Origin of the sequence: Polyangium jinanense (genome assembly GCF_028435265.1) — a bacterium.
Classification (GTDB): Bacteria; Myxococcota_A; Polyangia; order Polyangiales; family Polyangiaceae; genus Polyangium; species Polyangium jinanense.
The window spans coordinates 130,320-155,420 of sequence record NZ_JAGTJK010000015.1 but is presented as its reverse complement, the minus strand read 5'-3'; the positions used below and the strand labels follow the sequence as shown (position 1 = coordinate 155,420).

Below are 25,101 nucleotides of genomic sequence, written 5' to 3'. Positions count from 1 at the left end.
TCAGAACTGCACGGCGGGCGGCCTGTCGGCGCCGACCGTGGCCCGGAAATACATCTTCTCGTCGAAGCGATCGCCGAACATGTCGGCGATGAGGGTCGTCGGGAAGCGATTGCGCGTGGTGTTGAACTCCCGCGCCGCCTCGTTGTAACGCATGCGCTCGACGGCGATCCGGTTCTCCGTCCCCTCGAGCTGCGCCTGGAGATCACGGAAGTTCTGCGTCGCCGAGAGCTCTGGATATCGCTCGACGACCACGAACAGGCGACCGAGCGCCGACGAGAGTTGATCCTGCGCGGCCTGGAATTGCGCCATCGCGGCGGGATCCTCCGTCGCATGTTCGTCCCCGGCCGCCGCCTGCGCGCCGCCGCCCGTCACGGCCTGGGCGCGGCTCCTCGCCTCGGCCACCTGGATGAACGTATCCCGCTCGAAATTCGCCGCGCCGCGGACGGTCTCGACGAGGTTCGGCACCAGATCGAGGCGCCGCTGGTAGACGTTCTCGACCTGCGCCCATTGCTGATCGACGGATTGATCGAGCGTGACGAGCCGATTGTACGTGCTGATCCCTGCGGCCGCGACGACGACCACCAGGATGAGGACGCCTGCGAGGACGAAAAGCGCCTGCTTCATCGAGACCCCCGTGCACACGGCCCATGCCGCGCCGCACGGGGGGATGCACGGATCGTGCTGGGCGCCCTTCTCGAAAAGACCGGTCAGCCCCTCCGCCTGCGCCGCCGGAGTGCCATCATCGCCATTGCGCCGAGCATGCCGAGTCCGCCCGCCGTGCCCGCCTCGCGCCCAGCGGCCCTGCATCCGCAGCCGTCCTCATCCGGCGGATTCGTCGGAACAGCGCCGCCGCTGCCGCCTTCGCCGCCGCTACCGCCCGCGCCGCCGCTTCCGCCTGCGCCGCCGCTTCCGCCTGCGCCGCCGCTGCCGCCGCTGCCGCCTGCGCCGCCGCTGCCGCCTGCGCCTCCGCTCCCGCAATCGGGAATCGGCACGTACTGGCAGCCCGCCTGCGGATCACACGAATCCACGGTGCACGGATCGCCGTCCACGCAGACCTTCACTCTGCCCGCGCAAACCCCGAAGGCGCAGGCATCGTCGAGCGTGCACGCATTCCCGTCCTCGCATGCGTCCGCGTTCGCCGTGTGCCTGCATCCGAGCTGCGGATCACAGGCGTCGTCCGTGCAAAGGTTCCCATCGTCGCAACTCGTGGCCATTCCGCCCGCGCATGCGCCGCCTGCGCAGGTCTCGCCCGTCGTGCACACGTCGCCGTCGGCGCAGGGCATTCCGTCGCTCGCGCCGGCGTCCTGACAGACGTCCTTCACCAGCACCTCGGCCCGCGTCATCTCGATCGGCGCGGCGCCCGGCACGTCCTTGTTGTGGTCCCAGAGCTGCCAGATCGTATCGCCCCAGGCCCGGAGCTGCCCGAAGAACGGATCCGTCTGCACGATGTACGCCTTCTCCTCGCCCGAGGGCGTGGGGCTCGTGAGCGTCGTCGCCCCGGTCCCGAGGATCTCGTCCCGCAAGAACTCCACGTATTCGCGGCTCGTCGTCTGGTAATAGAGCCGCACCTCCACGCGACTCCCGCCGGCCGGCAACGTCAAGCTCACGTCGTCGTAGCCGCCCGTGTACTCCTCCGTCGAGAACAGGTTTGGCGAGACCGACCCGTCCCAGACCGGCTCAGCCATGCGTTTTCCCGCCTCGGCGATCCGGAATCCCTTCGGCGGGATGCGGTTGTCCTTCGAGCGCTCCGTCCCGAGGATGAAGTGGAACGATTTCGTTTGCCCCGTGAACGAGCTCGCCATCTTCGCCTCGTAGACGAGCGCGTCGTCGTGCGTCTCGTTCGCCCCGAGCGGCGGGCTCGACGGCGCGTGCGCGGGATCGAGCCCGCGCAGCGTGCCCACGGCGTCGTCGTACGGGTTCACCTCGTGGAGCAGTTTGTTGCCGTCGAACACCCGCACGTTGAGGAACATGCGCCGTCCCTCGGGATACCCCGTGATGAGCTTGTGCCCCGTGTTGTTCCGCACCCGGAACGACGTCGCGCCGCTCAGCGGATCGTACGACAGCGAAAGAATCGTCGCCGCGCGGCCGAGCGTCCATTTCGCGCGGTTCGACCCCGCGAGCAGCGCCGCCGCGTCGAGCTTCGTCCCCTCGTCGAGCGACAGCGTCAGCGCCGCCGCGCCTTGCCCGAGCAGCGCCGCGTTCGTCGCGTCGTAATTCGGCGACGACGGCACCGTGCTTGCGAGCAGCCACGGCACGAATGCATTGCCGCCCGTGAGATCGTGCAAGGGTTGCCCGCTCGAAGGGTGCTCCGTACTCCCCGTCGGCCGGATGACGGACCCGACGATCGACGCGCCCGCGCCCACGACGTCCGGCATGTGGCAATCCTGGCACGACGCGATCGCATCCCCCGGCTGCCCCGTCTCGAATTCGCCCGGCGCGTACGGCCCCACCCCCGGCGTGCCGCCGGGCAGCCCGTAATCGCTCAGCATGAACTCCGACCACGTGCGCTCGACGTGAAAATACTCGGACGGCGATTGCGTCTCCGTGGGCAGCACCGTCGTCCCGTCGTTCGGCATCGTGCCCTTCGCCGACATGTTCGCCATGACCGGGTTCGACACGTCGTGGCACGTCCCGCAGTAATACTTGCTCTTGTGGTAGCGGCTGTACTGCATCGGGTGGAACGCCTGCGCGTCCGCGAACGAACCGCGCCGCTCCGCCTTGTCGCTCACGTAATACTGACCCGCCCCGTTCTCATGGTAGGTCGGGCTCACGGGCCTGTGATCCGCGCCGTACATCGGGCTGCCGTTGAAGAGCGTGTGCGACTGCGATTGCAGGATGTCCGCCTCGCGCGTCTTCTCCGCCGCGACCGACGACATCATCCCGCTCATGTTCGTCTCGTCCCAGTATCCCGCCCAGTCGCTCCCCTCGCGCGTCCCCTGGAACGTGTCCTCGAAGAACGGATCCACCATGCGGTGGCAAAAATCGCATTGCACGCCGTCGAAATCGGCGTCGCCCATCGCCTGGCCGTTCGTCGGATCACTCCGGAGCTCGAGCCACCCCTTTGGCATGTGGCAACGCAGGCAGATGTCCGACCCGTTCGGGTTGCCGAGCGCCCAGATCGAGTCCTGCGCGGCCACCGTCAACGCGGCCCAGAAGAACGGATCGCGCGCCGCCTGCCCCATCATCGACCCTTTCCAGCCGAACCCCGGCTCGATCGCCGGCGCATACCCTGCGTGACAGCCGAGGCACTGCGAGGGCGGCTCGATTGCATTCTCCGCCCGCGGCTGCGTCCCCGGCATGCGGATCAGCGGATCGTATTGTACGATCATGGGCTCCCAGGCCCACGCGAGGGCGGGCGCGGCGGCGAGCGCGAAGGCGAGGAGGGCAGGGGTCTTGATCCGGGGGCGAGCACGTTTCGTCATGGCCAAGCTCCGATGCCGGCCATGCTCGCACGACGCCGCCCTTTCCGCTACCGTGAAGGCTTGCGCCGCCGATCCACGTAGAACGCGAGGTTCTGCTCGAGCCGCGCGTCGTTCGGCCGCGCCTTCACGGCCTTCTGCGCGGCCGCCTCGCCCACGGCGAACTCGCCGAGGAAGTATGCGGACGAGGCCACGAGATCGGCCATCTTCCACGTGTACACCTCCTCGTCCACGAACAGCCGATCCTGCACGGGCAGCGGCAGCTCGTAGCCGCGGCGCGCGTAGAGGTACGTGAGCGCGTGTTCCTTGCGGGTATTGTGGTGCAGCGCGATCGCATACAGCGGCTCGGCCCGGTGCGGCGCCGCGAGGTGCGCATCGAGCCAGCGCGAGAGCACCCGCGGCCAGGGCAGATTCAGCCCCACCCCGCACCGCGCGATCCCGATTTTCGACTCGTACACCTCCTCGGCCCATCCCCCCATGGCGATTCGCCGCGCGAATGCGGCCTCGGCCTCCTGGAATCGGCCGAGCCAGAGCAGCGTCTGGGCGAGGTAAAACGCCGCGCGCGCGTTCGTCTTGTCCTCGGCGAGCGCTCGTTCGAGCAGCCCCACGTCGCGCTCCCAGCGCTTCCGGCTCCGCTCGGCCGACACCTCGCCGCGGTGGTGCTGGATCAAAACGTCGGGCACGCGGATGCTCGGCGGCGGACGATCGTCGTGCGTGAGCACCTCGTGCACCACGCCGCGGAACCGCCAGCCCGCCCGGCGCCGCACGATCCGCGGCGAATCGAACTGAATCCCGAGCGCGACCCGCACGTAATACGCCTCGTGCTCGGGCCCCTCTGCCGCCCGCTCCCGTTCGAGGAACGCGCGCAGCGCCTTGCCATTTTCGAGCTCGTCGTCCGCGTCGAGCCAGAGGACGAACTCCGTCGCCTCGCCCGCGAGATCGAGTGCACGATTTCGTGTCGTCGCGAAATCGACGAACGGCTCCTCGAAGAGCTCGCCGGGGACCCCTTCCATTTCGCGACGAACCACCTCCTGCGTGCCGTCGGTCGAGCCCGTGTCGAGGATCACCCACCGATCGACGAAGGGTTTGGCGCTCTTCAGCGTGCGCGTGATCGTCGCCGCCTCGTCCTTCACGATCATCGACAGCGTGAGCAGGCTCCCGGGCTTGTTCGGCATGGCCGACCCATGAAACGCCTGGAAGCGGGGGGATTGTCAAGCGGGGAGGGGGAACTGTGCGCCTCCAAACGTGAGGACGGGAGCCCTCGGAATCCGGGTGGAAAATGAGGGAACGACGCCTCACCCATCACGTTTTCCCGCCGAAAATCAGCCGTATGTCCTTCACAACTCCTGGCGCGCAAGTTGCTGCCCGCGCAGAGTCGCCGACTTGGCCCCACAGGAGTCCTTCATGCCTCGCCTATCCCGCACGTTCGCGTGGGTCCTCCTCTCCCTCGCTTTGATCGCGTGCTCCGACGACGAACGGGCGTCCCTCTCGCCTCCGACGTACGCGCCCGATTTCATCCAGATGTCGTACGAGGCCATGCCCGGTGTGGGCTTCATGGTCGATTACACCGATGATCCCTACGCTGAGCGCGCCGCCTTCACGGCAGAGCTCCGGGCCGATTTCGTGAAGGATGTCCTCGCGGCCGTGAACGTCGACGACGTGGCCACCGAGGACGCGCCGGGCGGCTACCAGAACGACACGAATCCCTCGATCCAGACCCGCCTCCCCGAGGCGTGGCCGGACGCGACACGCGCCGCGGCGGCCATCGGCGTGGTCATGCTGCAATGGAGCGTGCTGCTCGCCGATTTCACGCCCAAGGAGGGCGGCGCGACGAGGTTCGGCGTCGTCACCTTCCCCGACGGGAGGCTCGACGAGGCGCTCGCCGCCGATTTCTTCACGCACGCCGCGAACGTCGACGCGGGCCTCGGCGGCGGCTTCTTCGCCTTCGGCGACGCGATGTACTTCCTGAACATCGGCGACTCGCAGGGCGCCCCTTTCTCGGGCCTCGACGACGACGCGTTCGTCGCGAAGCTCGGCGAAGCGGCCGGGAGCTTCGCCGCCGTTCCGGCCGAGCTCACGCAATCGGGCCAGTGCGACGCGCGCTTCGTGGACAACGACTGGAACGCGTTGCCCGAGGGGGATTCGTACTGGGAGGCGCTCGGCATCGACGAAGCCGGCAAGGCCGAGCTCGCCGCGCTCCAGGATGAGTATCGTTCGCTCTTCCAGCAAGCCGTGACCAAGTACGGGTGGGACATGGCCCCGGACCCGATGCCGAAGACGTCCCCGTCCCGCGGATTCTGGGGCGGCTATCGCTTCGGCCGCGCCGCGTCTCGTTGACCCGACGCCGCGCCTCGCGAGCCGGAATCGCGCATGGCTCTTGTCGTCCGGGGCGGTTTCTGCTTTCCTCGCGACATGCGTAAATTCTTGTTTGTCCTGGGTATCCTCGCGCCGCTTGCTCTCTCCCTGCCCGCCAGCGCCGACCTTCCCCCCGCGACCTCGTCCGGGAGCGGCGGCGCAGGCGGCACCGGCGGCAACGGCGGCAACGGCGGCAACGGTGGCAACGGCAACGGCAACGGCGGCAACGGCGGAAGCGCCGGCGCCACGAGCTCGACGGGCGGCTCCACCGAGCAGCCGAAAGACGACGAGAGCGGCTGCGCGGTCGCAGCCCCCGGCGCCATGACGTACGGTGCCACGGGCGCCTGGATCCTCGGCCTCGGCGCGCTGCTCTACAGCCGCAGGGCCCGCCGCGGCGCGCCTCGTCGTCGCGCGTGAGGGTCCTCTTTTACCTCGCGTATCGCACGCTCGTCCGCAGCCGGGTCTCGTTCGTCCTCCTGCTCGCTGCGGTGACGGCGGGGCTCGGCTTTCAGATCCCGAACACCGCCAACATCGAAGGATACACCGCGGAGCTCCGCGAAAAGGGCCTCTCGCGCGACACGGGCCACGTCCGCGTCACGGCGAAGTCCGGCGGCACGTTCGAAGGCGCCGAGGCCCTTGCCGCGCGGATCACCCAAGAACCCTTCGTCCGCGCCGCCACGATCCGGCTCGTCCACGTGGGCTCTTTTTTCCACGGCGAACGCACGACCTCCGCGAGCATCGCGGGCATCGATCCCGTCGCGGAAGACCGCGCCGCCGGATTTTGCCAGGAGCTCGCGGAGGGCCGTTGCATGGCCGCGGGCGACGAGCGGCCCGCGGTCCTCGGTGCCAAGCTCGCCGAGCAGCTCGACGCGCACGTCGGCTCCTCGATCAAGGTCGCCTTGCCTTTTTCGGCCGGCGACGACGTTCGAATGGTCTCCGCCGTCTTCCGCGTCGTCGGCGTACTCCGCGGCTCGGGCGGCTTCCGCGCCGATTACGAGCTCTTCGTCCCCCTCGACGCCCTGCGCGACCTCTTCGGCAAACACCGCGTCTCCAGCGAGATCCGCGTCTTCTCGACGGACGACGCCCGCGCCGGCGAATGGGCGAAGCGCATCGCCGAGCTCGCGCCCGATCAGAAGGTCGAAACCTGGTGGGAGGCCCAGACGTTCGTCAAGAACGCCATCGACGGCAACCGCGCCCTCTCCGCCATTTCGACCACGATGGTCGTCGTCGCGGTCATGATCCCCGTCCTCGCGCTGCTCTACATCCACGTCCTCCACGAGCGCCGCCGCATCGCCACCATCGCCGCGCTCGGCTTCAGCCGGCGCGAAATTTTTCTCATCCACCTCTTCGAGGCCCTGCTTGTCGGCGGGATCGGCACCGTCCTCGGCAGCGGCCTCGGGTATGCCCTCTGCAGGTATTTCCAGGACAACCCCATTTTCTCCCACCAGGGGTTCGTCGTCCTCCCGAGCATCACGCTCCGCTCGTTTTTGATCCCGGCCCTCGTCCTCTTCGCCACCACGCTCCTCGCGGGCATCGTCCCGGCCATTCTCGCCTCGCGCGCCGAGCCGGCCGTCGAGCTCCGGAGGGAATGACCATGGCGAATGCGCCCGTGCTTTACGAGCTCGCCTCGGTCACGCGGACCTTTCGCACGCCGGCCCTCGACGTCCGCGCCCTCGACGACGTCTCGTTCACGCTCGCCGAGGGCGAGCTCGCCGCCATTGCCGGCCCGAGCGGCTCGGGTAAGAGCACCCTGCTCGCCGTCCTCGGCCTGCTCGACGCGGATGTTTCGGGCGAGGTCAGGATGCGCGGCAAGAGCGTCCGGCGCATGAGCCGTCGCGAGCGCGCCCGCGCGCGCCTCGAAGGCATTGGCCTCGTCTTTCAGACCTTTCACCTCCTGCCGGCGCTCGACGTGCGCCACAACGTCGCGCTCCCGCACTGGAAGCTCCACGGCCATCACGGCCGGGCCCTCGCGCGGGCCGAGGCCCTCCTCGCCGAGCTTGGCCTCGAAGCGCGCATGCGGCACGACGTCACGCGCCTCTCGGGCGGTGAAATGCAGCGCGTCGCCATCGCCCGCGCGCTCGTCAACGACCCGGCCGTCGTGCTCGCCGACGAGCCCACGGCGAACCTCGACGAGGCCAGCGCCGCGTCCGTCGTCTCGCTCCTCGGCCGCGCGAACGCCCGAGGCGCAGCCGTCGTCGTCTGCACGCACGACACGGACCTGCTCGCCTCGTTCCCGCGCGTCCTCCGCCTGCGGCATGGTAGAATGGTCCTGTGAAGGCCTCGCCACGCCGTTCGAGCGTGGCATACCGCGTGGACGCGCCTTCGAGTCGCGTGGACGCGCCTTCGAGTCGCGTGGACGCGCCTTCGAGTCGCGTGGACGTGTTCTTCCCCTCACGTAGACGCGCCTTCGGGTCGCGTGGACGCGCCTTCGAGCCGCGTGGACGCGCCTTCGAGTCGCGTGGACGCGCCTTCGAGTCGCGTGGACGCGCCTTCGAGTCGCGTGGACGTGTTCCTCCCCTCACGTGGACGCGCCTTCGAGTCGCGTGGACGCACCTTCCGGTCGCGTGGACGCGCCCTTCCGGTCGCGTCGTCGCCCTCGGCGACCGCGTCGCTGGGACGCGCGAAAGCTCGAATGGGGCTCACCTTCGCCGTGGTAGGCTGGTCCCGTGAAGGCCGGATGGATCGGGGGTCGCCGCTTCGACCTCGCGTTTTTCTTCGGCAGCGCGCTCCTCGCCGCGCTCGTCGGGGCCTTCGCGCTCGCCGTCCCGCGGGCGATCGTACCCCTCTTCGTGGCCTTCCTCGTCCTCGTCGACGGCCCGCACCTCGCGGCCACCTGGGCCCGCACCTACCTCGACCCGGGCTTCCGCGCGCGCCGCGGCCGCCTGCTCGTCCTGAGCCTCGCCTTTCTCCTGCCGGGCCTCGCCGCGTGGTCTCTCACGCGCGTCACGGGCCTGCGCGCGCCGATGGATCTTTTCCTTCTCGTCGCGGCGCTCTGGAGTTTTCACCATGCCGTCCGGCAATCGTACGGCGTCCTCGCCATCTACCAGCACCACGCGCGCACCGCGCTCCCGGCACGCAAGACCGATCGCCTCTTCTTGCACGGCGCCCTCTGGCTCGCGTTTGGCCTCTTCTCGTTCGGCCACCCGCAAAATCGTATCTTCCTCGGTTTGCCCGCGGAACCGCCGCGCTTTCTCGCCCTCCTCGGGCTCGCTCTCCTCGGCCTGCTCCTCGTCGCGACGATCGTGTATGGCATTTACCGACGAACCCGCTTCCGCGACGAGGACGAACGTCCGCTCCTGTATTTGCTCGGCCCAGCACTCGGCCTCCAGCTCTTTGCGCTGTTCGTCGTCGGCTCCTTCGAGCCTCTTGTCCCGCGCCCCGAGGACCCCGAGCAGGCGTTCATGGCGTCCACGGTCGTCGGGGGAATCGTGCACGGCGTGAATTACCTCGGCATCATCGCGGCGGTCTCCCGGCGCCGTTTCGAGGGCTCTGACGCGCGCTCGCTCGCGGCCCGATTCGGCCGCCGCCCGCTCGTGGCGTATGCCGCGTTCGTCCTCGTCTCGCTCGGATACCTCGCGCTCAACGCGGGCCGTGGCGTCCTCCCGAGCCTCGCGCCCGTCTCGCGCGGCGCCGCGCTCCCCGATCTTTTCCTCGTGATGTACTGGGGCATTTTCTTCCACCATTACTACATCGATCAAAAGATCTGGCACGTGCGCGAGGATCAAACGCTCAGGTTCGAGCTCGGCCTGGAGGCAGCGTCGTGACCGACGTCCGGCGCGCGCTCGTGCTCGGGGGCAGCGGATACGTGGGCCGCGAGGTCGTGCGCGCGCTCGCGGCCGCGGGGGCCCGCGTCGCGTTCACGTACCAGCGCGGCGCCGCCATCGCAGAATCCCTCGCCGCCGAGACGGGCGCGCGGTCTTTCCGGACGAACCTCGCCGAACCCGCGGCGATCCGCGCCCTCTTCGACACGCTCGACGCCGAGGACGCCGCGCCCGACCTGCTCGTGCATTCCGCCGTCGTCTCCGACGCGGGCGCGCTCGCGGATGTCACCGACGCGCTCTGGGACGAGATGCACGCGGTCAACGTCCGCTCCGTGTACGTCGCGATGCAATCGTTCGCGGCGCGGCTCGCAGGTCGGCCCGGCGACGTCGTCCTCACGGCGGCGCTCGACGGCATCGCGAAGATCCCCTCTGGCGTGCATTTCGCCGCGACCCAGTCCGCGCGGCTCGGTATGACGCAGGCCCTCGCCAAGGAGCTCGGCCCGAAGAATGTCCGGGTGAACCTCGTCCTCCTCGGCGCGCTCGGCGGCGGCATCTCGGAAAGCCTCGATCCGGCCCGCCTCGCCGATTACAAGCGGTACAGCGCGCTCCAGCGCGTCGGCACGCCCGTCGAGGCGGCCCGCGCGATCACCCGCCTCGCGCTCCACAATCGCTGGATGACCGGCTCCGTCTTGCCCATCACGGGGGGCCTGTGACGCCGCGCTGGGTCGGGCTCCTGCTCTTCGTCGTCCTCGTGCTCCACGCGGTCATCGAGAAAATGCCGAACGGGCTCCTGCCCGAGATGCTCTACGCCTGCCACGTGGCCACGGCCGTCCTCGCCGTCGGCGTGCTCCTCCGCAAACCCGCGCTCATCCACTTTGGTTTTTCCTTCCATATCGGCGCCGGCCTCTGGGGTTACCTCTTCGACCTCTGCGAGACCCGCACGACTTCCTGGACCTCGGTCCTCGTGCACGTCACGCCGCTCGTCGTCGGTGCGCTCGAGGTCCGCCGCTCGGGCCTGCCGCGCTGGGCGCCGTGGGCCTCGTTCGCCTTCCTCGCCGCGATGGTCGTGCTCGCTTATTACGCGACGCCGCCCACGCTCAACGTGAACCTCGCGCACCGGCCGTTTCCGCCCGTCGCGCGATACACCCCGGCCCTCTGGGCCACGTGGGTGACGAACCTCGTCTTCGGGTTTTTCCTCATCCACACGACCGATTTCGCGGTCCGGAAATGGCTGAAGCGGCAATGGCGGACGGAACAGACGAAGGCGTGATCCTCGGCGCCACGATGGGCCTCTGCGGGACGTGCAAGCGCACGGTTCCGGCCGAGACCGTGCGCGCCTCTGGCAAGATCGTCCTGCGCAAGCGCTGCGAGCTGCACGGACCCGAAGAGGTACTCGTATCGAACTCCGCCGACTGGTACGAGGACACCGTCCGGCACGCCTCCGTCCTCGAACGCCCCGCCTCGCCGCGCCCCATCTCCGCCGGCTGCCCCTACGATTGCGGCCCCTGCGAGCAGCACGAGCAACGCAATCACCTCCCGGTCGTCCCGATCACCTCGAAATGCGACCTCGATTGCCCCATTTGCTACACGCATAACAAAAACGAGGGCGCCTACCACATGTCCGAGGGGGAGCTCGCGGCGATCCTGCGGCACCTCGACCACGTCGCGCCCGGGGGGGTCGGGGGCGCAGCTCCGCTTGTCGGAGCGAAGCCCCCGAGCGTCAACCGCCGCATCATCAACATCACGGGCGGCGAGCCCACGCAACACCCCGAATTCGAGCGCCTCGTCGAGATGTGCGTTTCGGCCGGCGTCCGGCGTGTCACCATCTCCACGCACGGCCTGCGTTTCCTCCGCGATGAAGCGCTGCTCGAACGCCTCGCCCGTATCGACGCCCGCGTCATTCTCTCGTTCGACTCCTTCGAGCCCGAGGCAAACAAAAAGATGCTCGGCGGCCACCACCTGAATGCCAAGCTCAAGATCCTCGATCTCCTGGAAAAACACGCCGTGGCCACGACGCTCCTGCCCGTGCTCGCGCGTGGCGTGAACGACCACGAGGTCGCGGCCTTCATCGACCTCGCGCTCTCGAAGGATTTCATCCGCTCCGTCGAATTCCACCCCATGACGTTCACGGGCCAGAGCGGCGCGAGCTTCGAGCGCAGCGCGCGCTACACCGCGTTTGACGCGCTCTCCGACATCGAGCGCCAATCGGGCGGCCGGATCGCGGTCCGCGATTTCGTCCCGTCCCCGCTCGCGCATCCGCTCTGTTACCAGATTGCCTATCTGCTTCGCTTGAAGGACGGCCACTGGCTCCCGTTCACCCGCTTCATGAGCCGCGACGACCTGCGCAGCCTCCTCTCGCAGGAGCTCTACATCGTGCCCGGCCCCGAGATGGAGCAGATCCTCGTGGACGTCTTGAATCGCCTCTGGGCGGGCGACATCGAATGCGAGGAGACCGACGCGGTGCTCGCCGCCCTGAAGGACCTCGTCGAGCGCATGTTCGCGCCGGGCACGGACGAGGCCATTCGCATGCGGATCGCCGAGATGCACACGAAGGCCATTTACGTACACACCCACATGGACGAGGAGACGTTCGACACGGATCGCATTCGCCGCTGCTGCGTCGGCATGCCCGGCCCCGACGGCTCGAACGTCCCCTCCTGCGCCTACAACGTCCTCTACCGCGAGCGCGACGCGCGTTTTTCCCCGCGTCCCGCAACGCCGCTCGTGCAGCTCGGCCGCGGGAGGACCCGATGAGCGCGCGTCTTTCGGGAAAACGTTGCCTCGTGACGGGCGGTTCGAGAAACCTCGGCCGCGCGATTGCATTGGCCTTCGCGCGGGAAGGGGCGCGCGTGGCGTTCACGTACCGCGAGCGCGACGACGCGGCCGAGGAAACGCGCGCGCTGCTCGAAGCTGCGGGCGCGGCGCCGCTCGTGCTCAAGGGCTCGGTCTCGGACGCCGCGCACGTGACGGCCGCGGTGAAGGCGGTCGAGACGGCGTACGGCGGCATCGACGTGCTCGTGAACAACGCGGCGCTCACGCAGGTCCTCCCGATCGCGCTCCTGGAGGAGGCGGAGTGGGACGCGGCGATGGATACGAACGTGAAGGGCCCGTATCTGTTCTCGCGCGCGGCGTTGAAATCGATGATCCGGTCCAAAAAAGGCCACATCCTGAACGTTGGCTCGTTCGGCGCGGACCGCGTCCTCGACGCGCCTGTCCACTACGCGGCCTCGAAGGCGGCGCTCGTCGGGTTTTCCCTGGCGCTCGCGAAGGAGGTCGGCCGATATGGAATCGCGGTGAATTGCCTGGTCCCAGGCCTGCTCGAAACGGGTTTGTCCGCGCGATTGCCCAAGCACCGCGTCGAGAGTTACGTGGCGCAGGCGGCGCTCGGCAGGCTCGGCACGGTGGAGGAGGTCGCGGATCTCGCGGCGTGGCTCGTCTCGGACGAAAACTCGTTCATGACGGGCGGGCAGGTGGTGATCGACGGGGGGCTTTGACCCGCTCCGTTTGTCAGACCACCACGCCCCGCTTCTTCGCTTCCACCATGTTCACGAACGTCTGCACCGAGAAGAGCCCCAGGATCTGCACGGGCCTGAGCCCCGGAACGATGCGGTCCTTCGCCTCCGGCATCAGCTCGCGCAGCCGTTCGAGGCCCTTCTCGCTGACGACGCCGCCCGGCGCGAACTCCTCCTCGCTCATGTCGCCACGCGCGGCCTTTTGCATCTCGCCCCGCGTGATCTGGATGCCGAACGTCCGCTCGATCTTGAACACGATATCGAGATAATCGAGCGACTCGGCGCCGAGATCGGCCATGAGCAAGGATTCGTTCTTCACCGTGGCCGGATCGAGGGCAAGGGCCTCGGCGACGATCTGGCGGACTTGCGCGGCGATCTCGGGGTCGTTGGCTGCGGACATCGAGCGCGATCCTACGCGATCACCAGTCCCACATCAATCCGGGTGGCAGCGAATCCGAGACCACCCGCCCGATCCGATCGATTTCCGCGAGATCCGCCGCGCCGAGCGTAACATCACCCGCGCGTGCATTCTCCCTCGCCTGCGCCTCGTTCCGGGCGCCCACGATCGCGCACACGCCTTTCTGCGCGACGAGCCACGCGAGCGCGAGGTTCGCCAGGGTCACGCCGTTCCTCGCGGCGATCGGCCGGAGCTCCTCGAGTGCCGCGAGCGCCTTCTCGAACGTCTCGCCCCTGAAGAGCCGATTGTCCACGCGGTTGTCGCCCTCGGCGAACACGTGCCCGCGCCCGAACTTGCCCGTGAGCAGGCCCTGGGCGAGCGGCGAATACGCGAGCACCGAGATCCCGTTCTCCTGGCAATACGAGAACGTGTCCTCCACCGCCTTCCGGAAAAACAGCGAATGACAGGGCTGCAGGCTGTCCACCCGACCCACGCGGCTCGCGGCCTCGATCTGCGCTCGATCGAAGTTCGAAACGCCAATCGCCCGGATCTTCCCCTGCGCCTTCAGATCCACGAGCGCGCCCATCGTCTCCTCGATCGGCACGACCTCGCTGCCGAAGCTCCCGGCGGGCCAGTGAATCTGGTAAAGATCGATCCGGTCCGTCCCGAGGTTTTTCAGCGAGCGCTCGCACGCCTCGATCACCTTCTCCCGACGCAGGTTGTTCCAGGACACCTTCGTCAAGATCACGATTCGCTCGCGCTCGCCGGCAAGCGCCTTCGCAAGGATCCGCTCGCTGTGCCCGGCTCCGTATTCCTCGGCCGTGTCGAACGTCGTCACGCCCGCGTCGAGGGCCACGCGGTGCGCGGCGATCTGCGCGTCGTCGTCGATGCCGACCCACGACTCCTTGCCCGCCTGCCAGCCGCCGAAAATGACGGCGCTCACCTCAATCGATGTCGTCCCGAGCTTCTTGTACCTCATCGCTCTCTTGCTCCAGCGCGCGCGTGTTCTCGTCGATCCAGGAGAGGAACTCCGGCAGGCCCAGGGCGATGGGCGTCGCGACGATCTGCGGCAGCTCGTAGGAATGGTTCGCCCGGACGAAGGCGACGATCGCGTCCCAGAGCGCCGCGCGCGAGAAGAACGTCACGCGGTGCTCGGGAGGGGCGTGGATCGCGCCTTTCCACCGGTAATGGCTGGTCGTGATCGGCTCGACCTGGGCCGAAGCGGCGAGCCTCTGCGCGACCATGGCGGCGCCGAGCGCCTCGGCCTCCTCGGCTGAACCTGTCGTGACGTGGACGAGGATGTGCTCGGATTGCATGGTTCAGCCCCCGAAGCCAGGATCCCAGCAGATCCCCTCGACGCAAAAGTTCGTGGCGCAATTGCAATCGGCCGGCGTCGCGTTGTACACCTCGCCCTCCTCGCACGTTGCGAGGCGCAAATCCGGCTCGATTCCGAGCACGACCTGACATCCGCCGAGCAAGCCGAAGGCAATGAGGGGCGCGGTGCGGAAGAAGCTGGGCCTCATGCTCATGCCTTGAAATACGAATATTCGTCGGCCCGCGGCGCGAGCCTCCGCTCCAGCGCCGCGAGCGATTCTTTCGTTGGCGGCGCGAGCGCCCGCCCAATGGCGAGATTCTGCCGCACCTCGGCCGGGCTCCGCATGCCCACGATCACCGTATCCGCAAAATGGGCACCATACCCGATGAGCTCCTCGGGCGTGGCGGCGCCGTCCGCGAGGATCCGCCCCGCGGCCATCACCTTCATGCCAATCACGCCCATTCCGCGCTTCCGCGCCTCGGGCACCACCGTCGTCAAAAACGGGAGCCGCGCCGGATCGGCAGGATTCACCGCGCAAAGCACCGTGTCGAAATCGTACCGCTGCATTGCTTCGACCAGGATGGCCGGATCGTGATGCCCGGTGATCCCCACGAAACGGATCCGGCCGTCCTTCCGCGCCGCCTCGACGGCCTGGATCGCGCCGCCCTTGCCGAAGATCTCGTCGAGATCCTCGCGGGTGCGCAGATCGTGGAGCTGCCAGAGGTCGAGGCGGTTCGTCCCGAGCCGCTTCAGGCTCTCGTCGAGCAGGCGCAGGCTCCCGTCGCGGCTCCGCTCGTGGGTTTTCGAAGCGAGAAAGACCTGATCGCGCGCCCCCGGAGGCGCTTGCCGGAACGCCTCGCCGTAATAATCGAGCGAGCCCGCGTAGGCCGGCGCCGTGTCGCAATACCGCACGCCGAGTCGCAGGGCTTCGAGGATCATCGGTACGGCCTCGCGCTCGCGGTTCCACGTCCGCAAGATCCCCTCGCCGCCGAGCGACACCGGCTCGACGGGCGCGCCCGTGCGTCCGAGCGTCCGCGTGCCCGCGGAAACCGGCGTCGCAGCGATGGACGGTGATGCAGGGGCCGGCGGCGCCGCGCTCGTCTCGCCTGCGCCTGCCGTGGTCCCGCTGCTCGTGGTTTTGCAACTCGCGACCGCTGCCGCAGCGGCCACGACCTTGAGCACGCCCCGCCTCGAAAGCTCGTCCGCCATCGTGTGTCTCGCTCCCCGAAAAAGGATGGACCGGAACGACCGCCGCGGGAAGACCTTCTCGACGGTCGATCTCGCGCGAGGCACAATACTTTTCATGACGTTCGAGACGTCGAGGCTCCTCGCACGGCCGCTCGAGGTGAGCGATCAAGGAGCATTCCACCGTATCTGGGGCGACCCCCGCGTCATCTGGTGGGGCGCCATGCCGGATGCCGCCGCGAGCGCGCGCAAGCTCGACGAGATCCTCGAGCGCGTCCGGAACATGCCCGCGGGGCAGGGGTGGTTTGCCGTCGTCGAGAAGGCCTCCGGGGTCATCATCGGCGACGTGGTCCTGGCCCCGTACATCACAGCGTCCGACCTCGAGCTCGGCTGGCATTTCGCCTTCGATTCCTGGGGCCAGGGGTATGCGACGGAAGCCTCGCGTGGCCTCGTGCGGTACGCCTTCGAGCGCGTGAATGCGCATCGCCTCGTGGCCGACATCGTCCCGGGCAACCTGCTCTCGATGCGCCTCGCGGCGCGGCTCGGCATGCACCGGATCGGCGACCGCGTCCGCGCCACCTTGCCGCACGTGGTGCTCGCGCTCGACCGCGGCGAGGCCGAGGCCGCGCCGTGGTGGCCGGACGCGCTCGTCTCGCCTTGAGTTTTACTGGCAAAACCTGCGCACGACGTCGAAAAGGACCTCGGTCCCCCATTTCAACCCATCGACCGGGATGCGCTCGTCGTGGCCGTGGAAGAGCTCGGCGAAGCGCAGGCCCTTCGGCATCTTGACGGGGGAAAACCCGTACCATTTCGCGCCGAGCCTCGTGAAGTACTGCGCGTCCGTGAAACCCGGGATCATGTAAGGCACGACCGTGGCCCCGGGCTCGCGGTCGAGGATCGCCGCGCGCATCGCGTCGAAGAGCGGAGAATCGACGGAGTCGATCGCGGTGGCCGGCGCGCTCCGGATGACCTCCAGCGAGACCTCGGGCCCGAGCACCGCGCCGAGCTCGCGCAGGAAATCGGCCTCGGTTTGTCCGGGCAGCGTGCGCCCGTCGATCTCGGCCTCCGCGAAGCCGGGGATCACGTTCACCTTCGCGCCCGCACGCAGGATCGTCGGCGAGGCCGTGTTCGAGAGCATCGCGCCGAAGCTCCGCGCCATCGAGCGATCGGGCAGGGCGCGCAGGACGTGCGGCGCGATCGCGGGGTGGAGGAGCCGGCGCAGGAGGGAGCGGAGCGGCGCGGGTTGCTTCGAGGCGAGGCCGTCCACGAAATCGCGGATGTAGGGCGTCACGTGCACGGGCAGCGGTTTTTCGCCGAGCCGCGCAATGGCGTTCGCGAGCTTGACGACAGCCGAATCCTCGCGGGGCATCGAGCCGTGCCCGGGCTCGCCGCGGACGCGCGCGCGCACCCAGCAGATGCCCTTCTCCGCGACCTGGATCGGGTAAAACGTGGCCTTGCCGAGGTGGAGCGTGTAGCCGCCGCTCTCGCCGATCGCGTACTCGGCGCGCACGAGATCGGCATGGTTCTCCACGAGAAAACGCGAGCCGTGGTCGCAGCCCGCCTCCTCGTCCGCGACGGCGGCGAAGATCACGTCGCGGCGCAGGCGCGGTTTTTCCCGGGCGAGGCGCGCGAGGATCGCGACCGACATCGCGGCCATGTTCTTCATGTCGATCGCGCCGCGCCCCCAGAGGCAGCCGTCCGCGACGACGCCCGAGAACGGCGGATGTTTCCACGCCGAGGCCTCGGCCTCGACGACGTCGAGGTGCGCCGTGAGCAGGATCGGCGGCAGCTCGCCCGTGCCGCGCAGGCGCGCGACCACGTTCGTGCGCTCGGGCGCGCTCTCGAGCGTGATCGGATCGAGCCCCGCGGCCGCGAGCTCGCCGGCGACGACCTCCGCGGCGGCGCGCTCGCGGCCCGGCGGGTTCGTGGTGTCGATGCGGAGGAGCGTCTGGCAGAGTCGGAATGCGTGCTCGCCGATCTCACGATCTGGCATGTGCGGGGAGGGATCCTGCGTGGAGACGGACGTCATGGCGGCGACATCTTAGCAACCACGCAGCGCGCGAGGGTAGGGCTTTTCGGACGTCTTGCCGAGGGCCTGCCCGAGCGCGTATTCTCGTGGTGCAGAGGCGCGAGATCATGCACGGCAAGAAATGGCGCATCAGCACGCTCTCGGACGTCGTATGGATCGTGCCGCGCCTCGGCGCCGGCGTGGTGCCCGAGGACGCGTCGCCCGTCGCCCGGAGCCTCGCGGCGTGGCTCGTCGAGGGATGGTTCCCGGACGAACCCCGCATGCGCCCCCTCGTCGCCGACATCGCGGCCTTCCTCGCGGGCCCGCTCGGCATGCGGGAGGGCGCGTCGTTCGTCGGGCAGCGGGCGCAGATTCGGCGGGCGCTCGAGAGCGGCGAGCTTCGCGCGTTCAAGATGGAGATGCAGTTCGTCCTCGCGGCGGGGGGCCGCAAGGAGGAGCCCACGGGCGAGAAGGTCCTAGCACGGGAGGAAAAAACCTGGTTCGGCATCGAGCTCGTGGACGACGACGATCCGCCGAAGCCCGTGCCGTTCAAGCGCTACCGTATCGAGCTTTCGGACGGGGCGACGCGCGAGGGCATGCTCGACGCGAATGGAAGGGCGCGGATCACGGGGATCGATCCGGGCACGTGCAAGGTCTCGTTCCCCGATTTCCACGGCGAGGATTGGCGCCGGCTCTAGCCGGCAGACGGAGACATGGCGTGGGCAAGGAGCTCGTGCAGGTCGTGGAGTTCGTCCGAGGGCGCGCCCGCGGCAACGCCGTGGTGGAGCTGGCGCGCTTGAATTTGCTGGTCGGGCGGGCCTTGTCACGCAACGCGGAGTCGATCCCGGACGACCCGGAGCTCGTGGCGCGGGCATGGGTTTGCGCGCGCGAGATCCTGGAACACGAAAGGAAGGCAAAACGATGAGCTTTCACCTCGCTCCGAAGGCGGACCTCGAGCGCGGCATCACCACGCTCGGCGGGCGCCGGCTCGTGTTCCACTGCCACCATTACAACGTCTTCCTCCAGCGCACGATCGAGGACGCCCTGCAGGAGCGGGCCCCGGCGCTGCTCGTGGCCGCGGGGATGGAGGCGTCGCGATCGATGCTGCAAGGGCTCGAAAACGACGCGAACAGCGGCTCGGCCGCGGATGCGCTCAGGCGCGCGGCGGACATTTTCGCGGCGCAGGGGTTTGGCCGGATGGACGTGAGCGACCTCGGCGTGGGCGGCGGCCTTGCGACGCTCGAGCATTCGCATTATGCGGTCGGCTGGGTCTCGCGCTGGGGCAAACGGCCCACGCCGGGGTGCTTCTTCGTCGCGGGTTTCCTCGCCGGCGCGGTCGCGGTCGCGTGCCGGCTCGCGCCCGAGCGCGTCACGAGCCGCGAGACCGAATGCGTCGCCGCCGGGGGCGAGCGGTGCTCCTTCCGCGTGGAGGTGTGGTGATGGCCATCGACGAACGCGTCATCGTCGAAACCGTCACCGGCATGGGCCTCGCCGGCAACGAGGAGGGCCTCATTCCGGCTTTTGGTCTGTACCTGACGAACCATTACGCGGATTTTTACAACCGCATCTCGTTCGGCGTCCTCGGCGCGCTCGTTCGGGAAAACCCCGAGCTCACGGAGGACGCGATCGCGCTCCTCACGGAAGCCGCGCACGTTTGCGCGTTCCACACGTTCGGCGGCATCATGGTGTCCGTCGAGTGGGACGCGCTCGTGCAGCCCATGATCGAGAGCCGCGAGGACTGGGTGCACGGCATGATCGCGGTGGTGAACGCCCTCGGCTGGGGCCGTTTCCGGGTCGCCGAGCTCCTGCCCGGCGAGCGGCTCGTCGTCGAGGTGCGGGATAGCTACGAGTCGCGCGGGTACCTCGAATCGTATCCGCGGGCCGACGGGCCACGTTGCTACCTCGCGAACGGCGGGCTGGCCGGGCTCATGAACCTCCTCTACCAGGGCGACATCACACGCAGGCCCTCGCTCACCGAGGAGCTTTATCGCGAGGTGTTCAGCCATCCGCGATCCTTCCGCTCCCGCGAGCATCTTTGCGCCGCGAAGGGCGATTCGCACTGCGAGTTCGTCGTGGAGCGAATGCAGGGATGAACGTGGAGGTCGCAGAGGACCGGCGGAGCTTTGCTTCGTACGGGGAGATCCTTGACGTCATCGATGTCGGCCGCGTGCGGATCACGCGGCGCTACGGCTGCATCCGGCGTGATCAGTTCGAGCTCGTGACGAAAGAGCCATTTCCTTCGGCTTTTCGTGATTGGCTCGCGTCTCGCGGGGAGCTCCGCGAGCGGCCCGCGCTCTACGTGATCGAGGTCCCGGGGGCTTATCAGCTCACAGTCGCGCCGCGCGCGGGTCGCGCCATTTTGATGCCTCGCCTTGCAACGGACCTCACGTGGCAAGCGCGGGCCGCGCGCGAGATCGCCGAGACCCTCGACCGTATGTTGAACCAGGGCTCCTGCCTGGCCATCCCGCCACAAGCGGGGTAGAAGTCCGATGTGGACGTCGTGGAAATGCAGGCGCGGATCGCGGCGCTCGAGGCGCGGCTCGCCGAGGAGATGCGGGCCCGGCAAGCGCTCGCCGAGGAGGTCGACCTGCTACGGGCCGTGATCGACGAGATGCCCGTCGGGGTGATCGTCGAGGACACGTCGGGCCGGCATCGAATGTACAACGCCCACATGCGGGCCATCGCGGGCGAGCCCGGGTCGCGGGGTGTATTCGTTTCGGATGGCGTTTCGCCGGCGCCCCCGGAGCGTGATCCGACGCGGCGGGCGCTCGGCGGCGAGGGGGTCGACAACCTCGAGAGCCTGCTCGCCCCGACGGATGAAGAGGGCCGCTGCACGTGGATCTCGCAGTCCTCGCGCCCGCTCCTCGACGCAAACGGCGTTGTGCGCGCCGCGGTGACCGTGACGCGCGACGTGACCGAGCACAAGGACATCCTGCGCGAGCTCGACGAGGCCATCGTGGCGAGCGACGACGAGAAACGCGCGCTCATCGATCGGCTGGAGGAGGGGATCGACGCGCTCTCGACGCCCATCATCGAGGTATGGGACGACGTGCTCGCGCTCCCCGTCATCGGCGCGGTGGACGATCGGCGCGGCGCGGAGATCACGTCGCGGCTGCTCGACGCGGTCGTATCGAGGGGATCACGCTTCGTGATCATCGACTGGACCGGCGTCGATACGATGGACACGAACAGCGCGCGCCATTTGCTGGATCTCGTCCGCGCCGTGGAGCTCGTGGGCGCCGAGTGCATCCTCACGGGCATTCGCCCGGCCGTCGCCGTTTCTTTGCTTCACCTCGACGTGCGGTTCGAACACCTCCGTCTCCTGCGGAACGTGAGATACGGCCTGCGGCATTGTTTCGCCCGTCTCGGTCGGCGCGCGGCAATGCCGGGGCGCGGCGCGGGGTAAAACGATCGCGGCGGAGATCAGCGGGGCCGTGTCGTCGGTCGCGCCGTCACGTCCGCGATCGGCACGCGCATGACGAAGACGGCTCCCTTGCCGTTCCCCTCGCTGTGCGCCGTGATCGTGCCGCCGTGCAGCTCGACCAGGTGCTTGACGATCGCGAGGCCCAGGCCGAGCCCGCCGTGCGTGCGGGTCATTCCGCTGTCGGCCTGCCGGAATTTGTCGAAGACATGCGGCAGGAAGGCCGGCGAGATGCCTTGCCCGTTGTCGGTGACCGAGAGCTCGAGCGACCCATCCACGCGGCGGAGGTGCACGCGCACGAAGCCTCCTTTCGGCGTGAACTTGATCGCGTTGCCGAGCAGGTTCGTCACGATCTGGAGCAGCCGGCCCGGGTCGCCGTGGACGCGGTCCTGCGTTTCGACGAGGCCCTCGACGCTGATCGATTTCGCCTCCGCCGCCGGGCGGACGGCGTCGATCGCCGATTCGACGATGCCCGCGAGCTCGAGCGACTGGATGCTGTTGAGCTGCAGTTTGCCCGCGACGATACGCGAGACGTCGAGCAGGTCCTCGATGAGCGCGACCTGCGCGCGGATGTTTCGCTCCACCGTGACGAGCGCGCGCTCGCGTTTCTCGGCGGGGAGGATGTTGTCGCGGAGCATCGTCGTCCAGCCGAGCGAGGCATTGAGGGGGCTGCGCAGCTCGTGGCTGAGGAGGGCGAGAAACTCGTCTTTCGCGCGATTGGCGGTCTCCGCCTCGGCGCGGGCCCGGGCCTCGGCGTCATAGAGGCGCGCGCGTTCCATGGCTTGCGCGCAGAGGCGCGCGAGCGTCGTGAGCTGCGCCCGGTCCGCCTCGCTGAAGGCCCGGCGCTCGTCGAAGGAGAGAACCAGGACCCCGAGCCCGCGTTCTTCGAAGAGGAGGGGCACGGCCGCCAGAGCCTCGTGGCCGAGTGACCGCAACGACGAGATTTGGGGATATCGGTCGGCCGCCGCGGCCGCCGACTCGAAGAAGAGCGGGCGCTGCTCCCGGACCGCGTCCGTCATGGGGAGCGGGTGCGTGAGCGGCACGTAGGGCCACGGCGAGAGCTCCGTCTCCTCGAACCCGACCGATTGCAAGATCGCGAGCTCCGCCCCGTCCTCCGTCAACACGCCGAGGACCGCGCGCTTCGCGCCGAGGCTCGCGCGACCCTGGGCGACCGCGATTTCCGCGACCTGCTGGCTCGTGTGCGCCTCCGACAGGGCCGCGGCCACGCTCATGAGCCGGTGCAGGTTCTGGCGCTTCGTGGCGGCGCGCGCCTCGGCCGCGCGCAGGGCCGTCACGTCGACGACGGTCATGGCCACGCGCGCGACGCGGCCCTCCACGCGCACGGGAAAGTAGCTCGTGAGCGAGTACCGATGCCTCGATCCCCCGGGGACGGGCCGGGCGACCTCCAGGTTGAGCAGCGGCTCGCCCGTGTCGAAGACCCGCTCGAGGCGCTCGATCGTGGTGGCGGTCTCGGGCCCCTCGGGCAGCGTCTCGGCCAGCGTGCGTCCGACCTGGGCATCGGCGGGCACGCCGTGCATCTCGGCGAGCGCGGCGTTGATGCGCTCGCAGCGGAGGTGCACGTCGAAGATGGCGATCCCGATGGGCGCGCCCGCGATGACGGCGTCGAGGACCGCGGCGCTGTTCGCTGCCTCGGCCTGGGCGCGTTTTTCGCGGGCGACGAGCTCGGCCCGCTCCCGTTCGAAGAGCATGGCTTCGCGGACGCGGAGGTTCTCGGCGCGGCGCCAGAGCTCCGCGAACGCGGCGACCTTCGCGCGCAGGATGTCGGGATTGAAGGGTTTGGGCAGGTAGTCCACGGCGCCGTGGGCATACCCCTTGGCTTGGTAGGTGTCGTCGCGGTGAAACGCGGAGATGAAAATGATCGGGATCTCCCGCGTGCGCTCGAGCCTCCGCACGAGAGCGGCCGTCTCGAACCCGTCCATGTCCGGCATGTTCACGTCGAGCACGATGACCGCGAACTCGTTGCTGAGCAGTTGCCGGAGCGCGTCTCTGCCCGAGCTTGCGCGCATCAAATGCAGGCCGAGGGGCTCGAGCACCACCTCCAGGGCGAGCAGGTTCGCGGGGTGGTCATCGACCAGGAGCACGCAGGGGACAGCGGATGGGGAGGACGGCGGGCAGATTTCCTGGCTCATGAGGTCAGGGTCGGCACACGGGGTGGTACGTCGTCGCGGCGCAGAGTGTAAAACGTTTGGGAATTCGAATGGTAACCGATTCGAAAAAATGTTGGATGATGGCTCGAATGTCGCGAGGACTAGTATGCCAATCTAGTGTTCTGGAGGTTTCGTCCGTGACAAAGGGTGGCTATGCGACGTGGATCCTCCAATGTCTGAATGACGGCGGGAAGATCCCGACACGTGACTGGGGCATGGTCCGCATGGATCAGGCGTGTGTCCGTGGTTTATCGTCGGACTCGGAATGAAGGTGCTTCCCGTGGGCGACGGGTCTCTCACGAGCGGGCTCATGCGCGTCCTCGAGGCGTCGCTCACGGGTCCGCTCGCGCATGCCTTTCGCAATACGCGTGTCCCCGATCCCGTGGTGCTGGTCTTGTGCAAAGACGGCGGACCGGACGCGGAGAGCATCGAATGCGCCGTCGAGTCGACGGAGCGCGCCACCCAGGTGCTCGTCGATATGGCCGCCGCGCGTGGGGACGACCTGCCTGCCCGGGTCGCGCGGGTGCTCCGTACCCTGGACAGGCCCCTCGGGTTCGTTCCGTGCGTCGCGGGCGCCGACGACAAGATTGTGCTCGTGCTCCTCGAGCTGGCCGCCCTCGAAAACAGGGGGGCGAACAACAATGCTTTGTAATGAGCCGCCTCGAACGCATGCGCCGAAGGGTTGTTCATGAGCAAGGAACCTAGCCCCCATGACACCGCACTCCCTCGTCCCCAGCATCCTGCTCGTCGATGACCATCCCTCGAACCTGCTCGCTCTGGAGGCCGTGCTGGAGCCCCTCGGGATGCACCTCGTGCGGGCGAGCTCGGGCAAAGAGGCGCTGACGCATCTCTTGCGCGAGGAGTTCGCGGCCATCGTGCTCGACGTGCAGATGCCGGACATGGACGGGTTCGAGGTCGCAGGGCTGATCCGAAGGCGCGAGCGCACGAAGGAAGTGCCGATCATCTTCATCTCGGCGATCCATCGCGACGACACCTATCACGCCAAAGGGTATGCGCACGGCGCGGTCGATTACATCCCCAAGCCGTTCAGCCCCGACATCCTGCGGGCAAAAGTGTCGACGCTGGCCGACCTCTGGCGCCGCGGCGAGGTCACGCGCCTGCGCGAGGCCATGCAATTCGAGCGGGAGCGGGCCGAGCTCGTCGCCCGCGAAAAGCGCGCCCTGGCCGAGGCCGCGAGGACGGCCGCGGTGCTCGAAGCGGTGGTCGGGCGGTCGCCGATCGGGCTCGCCATCGTGGATGCGGACCTGCGCTGCGAGCGCATCAATGCCGCGCTCGCCCGGGCGATGAACTGCGCGCCCGCCGAGGCCCACCTCGGCCTCCCGCTGGCCGAGATTCTCCCCGAGGGACCGGACACGATGGCCCTCGCCGAGCACGTTCGGAAGGTCTTCGCTACGGGCGAGCCGCTTTTCGACGTGGAAGTGGCCTGGCAAGCGCACCGCCGCGCGCTCGCGAGCTTCCATCCGGTGTGCGTGGAGGGCCGCGTCGAGCGGGTCGCATTGACGGTCGTCGACGCGAAAAGCCGCCGCGTCGAGGGATAGG

Annotated in this window: 28 protein-coding genes; 18 read left to right on the top strand and 10 right to left on the bottom strand. The window is 68.6% G+C overall.

The genetic code is table 11. From position 1 onward, the window contains the following. The 3 genes from KEG38_RS26035 to KEG38_RS26025 form a co-directional block, all read right to left on the bottom strand. Positions 1-624, bottom strand: coding sequence for a LemA family protein (locus KEG38_RS26035; protein WP_272422606.1), 624 nt, complete (start codon positions 622-624; stop codon positions 1-3). An 83-nt stretch (positions 625-707) separates the two neighbouring features. Further along, positions 708-3,422: an MYXO-CTERM sorting domain-containing protein gene (locus KEG38_RS26030; RefSeq protein ID WP_272422605.1), complete on the bottom strand. Its 2,715-nt coding sequence runs from the start codon at positions 3,420-3,422 to the stop codon at positions 708-710. Between the two features lie 47 nt (positions 3,423-3,469). Further along, positions 3,470-4,594, bottom strand: coding sequence for a glycosyltransferase (locus tag KEG38_RS26025; RefSeq protein ID WP_272422604.1), 1,125 nt, complete (start codon positions 4,592-4,594; stop codon positions 3,470-3,472). Positions 4,595-4,823: 229 nt separating this feature from the next. Between KEG38_RS26025 and KEG38_RS26020 the strand changes: the two genes are divergently transcribed. From KEG38_RS26020 to KEG38_RS25980, 9 genes are all read left to right on the top strand, one after another. Continuing rightward, positions 4,824-5,756, top strand: a complete 933-nt coding sequence (locus KEG38_RS26020; RefSeq protein WP_272422603.1) for a hypothetical protein — start codon at positions 4,824-4,826, stop codon at positions 5,754-5,756. 75 nt (positions 5,757-5,831) lie between these two features. Next, complete coding sequence (locus KEG38_RS26015; protein ID WP_272422602.1) at positions 5,832-6,191, top strand: hypothetical protein; 360 nt, start codon at positions 5,832-5,834, stop codon at positions 6,189-6,191. Next, positions 6,188-7,366: an ABC transporter permease gene (locus KEG38_RS55625; protein ID WP_272422601.1), complete on the top strand. Its 1,179-nt coding sequence runs from the start codon at positions 6,188-6,190 to the stop codon at positions 7,364-7,366. Before KEG38_RS26015 ends, KEG38_RS55625 begins: the two co-directional genes overlap by 4 nt. Before the next feature lie 2 nt (positions 7,367-7,368). After that, positions 7,369-8,049 (top strand): ABC transporter ATP-binding protein, encoded by a 681-nt coding sequence (locus KEG38_RS26005; RefSeq protein ID WP_272422600.1) that lies wholly within the window; start codon positions 7,369-7,371, stop codon positions 8,047-8,049. Between the two features lie 391 nt (positions 8,050-8,440). Next, a complete protein-coding gene (locus KEG38_RS26000) occupies positions 8,441-9,538 on the top strand; it encodes a hypothetical protein (protein WP_272422599.1) in 1,098 nt (365 codons plus the stop codon). After that, complete coding sequence (locus KEG38_RS25995) at positions 9,535-10,248, top strand: SDR family NAD(P)-dependent oxidoreductase (RefSeq protein ID WP_272422598.1); 714 nt, start codon at positions 9,535-9,537, stop codon at positions 10,246-10,248. Before KEG38_RS26000 ends, KEG38_RS25995 begins: the two co-directional genes overlap by 4 nt. After that, positions 10,245-10,805, top strand: coding sequence for a hypothetical protein (locus KEG38_RS25990; protein ID WP_272422597.1), 561 nt, complete (start codon positions 10,245-10,247; stop codon positions 10,803-10,805). Before KEG38_RS25995 ends, KEG38_RS25990 begins: the two co-directional genes overlap by 4 nt. Beyond that, the gene (locus tag KEG38_RS25985) at positions 10,778-12,289 is read left to right on the top strand and encodes a radical SAM protein (RefSeq protein ID WP_272422596.1); all 1,512 of its coding nucleotides are present in this window, start codon (positions 10,778-10,780) and stop codon (positions 12,287-12,289) included. The genes KEG38_RS25990 and KEG38_RS25985 overlap by 28 nt, the downstream gene beginning before the upstream one ends. After that, complete coding sequence (locus KEG38_RS25980) at positions 12,286-13,029, top strand: SDR family NAD(P)-dependent oxidoreductase (RefSeq protein WP_272422595.1); 744 nt, start codon at positions 12,286-12,288, stop codon at positions 13,027-13,029. Before KEG38_RS25985 ends, KEG38_RS25980 begins: the two co-directional genes overlap by 4 nt. A 13-nt stretch (positions 13,030-13,042) precedes the next feature. Here KEG38_RS25980 and KEG38_RS25975 read toward each other — a convergent pair whose 3' ends face one another. Genes KEG38_RS25975 through KEG38_RS25955 form a run of 5 tightly spaced genes read right to left on the bottom strand, consistent with a single transcriptional unit; the run spans position 13,043 to position 15,968 of the window. Then, on the bottom strand, positions 13,043-13,447 hold the full coding sequence (locus tag KEG38_RS25975; RefSeq protein WP_272422594.1) for a phosphopantetheine-binding protein: 405 nt from the start codon (positions 13,445-13,447) through the stop codon (positions 13,043-13,045). Between the two features lie 19 nt (positions 13,448-13,466). Continuing rightward, a complete protein-coding gene (locus KEG38_RS25970) occupies positions 13,467-14,423 on the bottom strand; it encodes an aldo/keto reductase (protein ID WP_272422593.1) in 957 nt (318 codons plus the stop codon). Further along, positions 14,389-14,760, bottom strand: coding sequence for a divalent-cation tolerance protein CutA (cutA, locus tag KEG38_RS25965; RefSeq protein ID WP_272422592.1), 372 nt, complete (start codon positions 14,758-14,760; stop codon positions 14,389-14,391). Before cutA ends, KEG38_RS25970 begins: the two co-directional genes overlap by 35 nt. 3 nt (positions 14,761-14,763) lie before the next feature. Further along, the gene (locus KEG38_RS25960; RefSeq protein ID WP_272422591.1) at positions 14,764-14,973 is read right to left on the bottom strand and encodes a hypothetical protein; all 210 of its coding nucleotides are present in this window, start codon (positions 14,971-14,973) and stop codon (positions 14,764-14,766) included. After that, positions 14,970-15,968 (bottom strand): aldo/keto reductase, encoded by a 999-nt coding sequence (locus KEG38_RS25955; protein ID WP_272422590.1) that lies wholly within the window; start codon positions 15,966-15,968, stop codon positions 14,970-14,972. Before KEG38_RS25955 ends, KEG38_RS25960 begins: the two co-directional genes overlap by 4 nt. A gap of 94 nt (positions 15,969-16,062) precedes the next feature. Between KEG38_RS25955 and KEG38_RS25950 the strand changes: the two genes are divergently transcribed. After that, complete coding sequence (locus KEG38_RS25950; RefSeq protein ID WP_272422589.1) at positions 16,063-16,605, top strand: GNAT family N-acetyltransferase; 543 nt, start codon at positions 16,063-16,065, stop codon at positions 16,603-16,605. 3 nt (positions 16,606-16,608) lie between these two features. On the opposite strand, the gene KEG38_RS25945 is transcribed toward KEG38_RS25950, so the two are convergent. Continuing rightward, a complete protein-coding gene (locus KEG38_RS25945) occupies positions 16,609-17,973 on the bottom strand; it encodes a M20/M25/M40 family metallo-hydrolase (protein ID WP_272422588.1) in 1,365 nt (454 codons plus the stop codon). An 86-nt stretch (positions 17,974-18,059) separates the two neighbouring features. Between KEG38_RS25945 and KEG38_RS25940 the strand changes: the two genes are divergently transcribed. Genes KEG38_RS25940 through KEG38_RS25915 form a run of 6 tightly spaced genes read left to right on the top strand, consistent with a single transcriptional unit; the run spans position 18,060 to position 21,358 of the window. Next, a complete protein-coding gene (locus tag KEG38_RS25940; RefSeq protein ID WP_272422587.1) occupies positions 18,060-18,650 on the top strand; it encodes a hypothetical protein in 591 nt (196 codons plus the stop codon). Between the two features lie 20 nt (positions 18,651-18,670). Then, positions 18,671-18,877, top strand: a complete 207-nt coding sequence (locus tag KEG38_RS25935; RefSeq protein WP_272422586.1) for a hypothetical protein — start codon at positions 18,671-18,673, stop codon at positions 18,875-18,877. Continuing rightward, the gene (locus KEG38_RS25930) at positions 18,874-19,392 is read left to right on the top strand and encodes a 4-vinyl reductase (protein WP_272422585.1); all 519 of its coding nucleotides are present in this window, start codon (positions 18,874-18,876) and stop codon (positions 19,390-19,392) included. Before KEG38_RS25935 ends, KEG38_RS25930 begins: the two co-directional genes overlap by 4 nt. After that, positions 19,392-20,045: a V4R domain-containing protein gene (locus KEG38_RS25925; protein ID WP_272422584.1), complete on the top strand. Its 654-nt coding sequence runs from the start codon at positions 19,392-19,394 to the stop codon at positions 20,043-20,045. The genes KEG38_RS25930 and KEG38_RS25925 overlap by 1 nt, the downstream gene beginning before the upstream one ends. Continuing rightward, positions 20,042-20,434, top strand: coding sequence for a hypothetical protein (locus KEG38_RS25920; RefSeq protein WP_272422583.1), 393 nt, complete (start codon positions 20,042-20,044; stop codon positions 20,432-20,434). The genes KEG38_RS25925 and KEG38_RS25920 overlap by 4 nt, the downstream gene beginning before the upstream one ends. Positions 20,435-20,443: 9 nt before the next feature. After that, positions 20,444-21,358, top strand: coding sequence for an STAS domain-containing protein (locus KEG38_RS25915; protein ID WP_272422582.1), 915 nt, complete (start codon positions 20,444-20,446; stop codon positions 21,356-21,358). 17 nt (positions 21,359-21,375) lie between these two features. Here the strand turns inward: KEG38_RS25915 and KEG38_RS25910 are convergent, their stop codons facing one another. Further along, a complete protein-coding gene (locus KEG38_RS25910; protein ID WP_272422581.1) occupies positions 21,376-23,523 on the bottom strand; it encodes a hybrid sensor histidine kinase/response regulator in 2,148 nt (715 codons plus the stop codon). Between the two features lie 283 nt (positions 23,524-23,806). Here KEG38_RS25910 and KEG38_RS25905 point away from each other — a divergent pair, with 283 nt between their 5' ends. After that, entirely contained in the window at positions 23,807-24,193 is a 387-nt protein-coding gene (locus tag KEG38_RS25905; RefSeq protein ID WP_272422580.1) for a hypothetical protein, read from the top strand. A gap of 58 nt (positions 24,194-24,251) precedes the next feature. Further along, on the top strand, positions 24,252-25,100 hold the full coding sequence (locus KEG38_RS25900) for a response regulator (protein ID WP_272422579.1): 849 nt from the start codon (positions 24,252-24,254) through the stop codon (positions 25,098-25,100). Position 25,101 lies beyond the last annotated feature (1 nt).

What these genes read in the sequence shown, in the direction of transcription:
- KEG38_RS25945 (WP_272422588.1), bottom strand. Translation starts at nt 17,973, where the DNA reads ATGACGTCCGTCTCCACGCAGGATCCCTCCCCGCACATGCCAGATCGT.
- KEG38_RS25980 (WP_272422595.1), top strand. Translation starts at nt 12,286, where the DNA reads ATGAGCGCGCGTCTTTCGGGAAAACGTTGCCTCGTGACGGGCGGTTCG.
- KEG38_RS25960 (WP_272422591.1), bottom strand. Translation starts at nt 14,973, where the DNA reads ATGAGCATGAGGCCCAGCTTCTTCCGCACCGCGCCCCTCATTGCCTTC.
- cutA (WP_272422592.1), bottom strand. Translation starts at nt 14,760, where the DNA reads ATGCAATCCGAGCACATCCTCGTCCACGTCACGACAGGTTCAGCCGAG.
- KEG38_RS25950 (WP_272422589.1), top strand. Translation starts at nt 16,063, where the DNA reads ATGACGTTCGAGACGTCGAGGCTCCTCGCACGGCCGCTCGAGGTGAGC.
- KEG38_RS26030 (WP_272422605.1), bottom strand. Translation starts at nt 3,422, where the DNA reads ATGACGAAACGTGCTCGCCCCCGGATCAAGACCCCTGCCCTCCTCGCC.
- KEG38_RS25955 (WP_272422590.1), bottom strand. Translation starts at nt 15,968, where the DNA reads ATGGCGGACGAGCTTTCGAGGCGGGGCGTGCTCAAGGTCGTGGCCGCT.
- KEG38_RS25910 (WP_272422581.1), bottom strand. Translation starts at nt 23,523, where the DNA reads ATGAGCCAGGAAATCTGCCCGCCGTCCTCCCCATCCGCTGTCCCCTGC.
- KEG38_RS25900 (WP_272422579.1), top strand. Translation starts at nt 24,252, where the DNA reads ATGACACCGCACTCCCTCGTCCCCAGCATCCTGCTCGTCGATGACCAT.
- KEG38_RS25925 (WP_272422584.1), top strand. Translation starts at nt 19,392, where the DNA reads ATGGCCATCGACGAACGCGTCATCGTCGAAACCGTCACCGGCATGGGC.
- KEG38_RS25930 (WP_272422585.1), top strand. Translation starts at nt 18,874, where the DNA reads ATGAGCTTTCACCTCGCTCCGAAGGCGGACCTCGAGCGCGGCATCACC.
- KEG38_RS26025 (WP_272422604.1), bottom strand. Translation starts at nt 4,594, where the DNA reads ATGCCGAACAAGCCCGGGAGCCTGCTCACGCTGTCGATGATCGTGAAG.
- KEG38_RS25905 (WP_272422580.1), top strand. Translation starts at nt 23,807, where the DNA reads ATGAAGGTGCTTCCCGTGGGCGACGGGTCTCTCACGAGCGGGCTCATG.
- KEG38_RS25975 (WP_272422594.1), bottom strand. Translation starts at nt 13,447, where the DNA reads ATGTCCGCAGCCAACGACCCCGAGATCGCCGCGCAAGTCCGCCAGATC.
- KEG38_RS25970 (WP_272422593.1), bottom strand. Translation starts at nt 14,423, where the DNA reads ATGAGGTACAAGAAGCTCGGGACGACATCGATTGAGGTGAGCGCCGTC.
- KEG38_RS25920 (WP_272422583.1), top strand. Translation starts at nt 20,042, where the DNA reads ATGAACGTGGAGGTCGCAGAGGACCGGCGGAGCTTTGCTTCGTACGGG.
- KEG38_RS26015 (WP_272422602.1), top strand. Translation starts at nt 5,832, where the DNA reads ATGCGTAAATTCTTGTTTGTCCTGGGTATCCTCGCGCCGCTTGCTCTC.
- KEG38_RS25985 (WP_272422596.1), top strand. Translation starts at nt 10,778, where the DNA reads ATGGCGGACGGAACAGACGAAGGCGTGATCCTCGGCGCCACGATGGGC.
- KEG38_RS26005 (WP_272422600.1), top strand. Translation starts at nt 7,369, where the DNA reads ATGGCGAATGCGCCCGTGCTTTACGAGCTCGCCTCGGTCACGCGGACC.
- KEG38_RS26020 (WP_272422603.1), top strand. Translation starts at nt 4,824, where the DNA reads ATGCCTCGCCTATCCCGCACGTTCGCGTGGGTCCTCCTCTCCCTCGCT.
- KEG38_RS26035 (WP_272422606.1), bottom strand. Translation starts at nt 624, where the DNA reads ATGAAGCAGGCGCTTTTCGTCCTCGCAGGCGTCCTCATCCTGGTGGTC.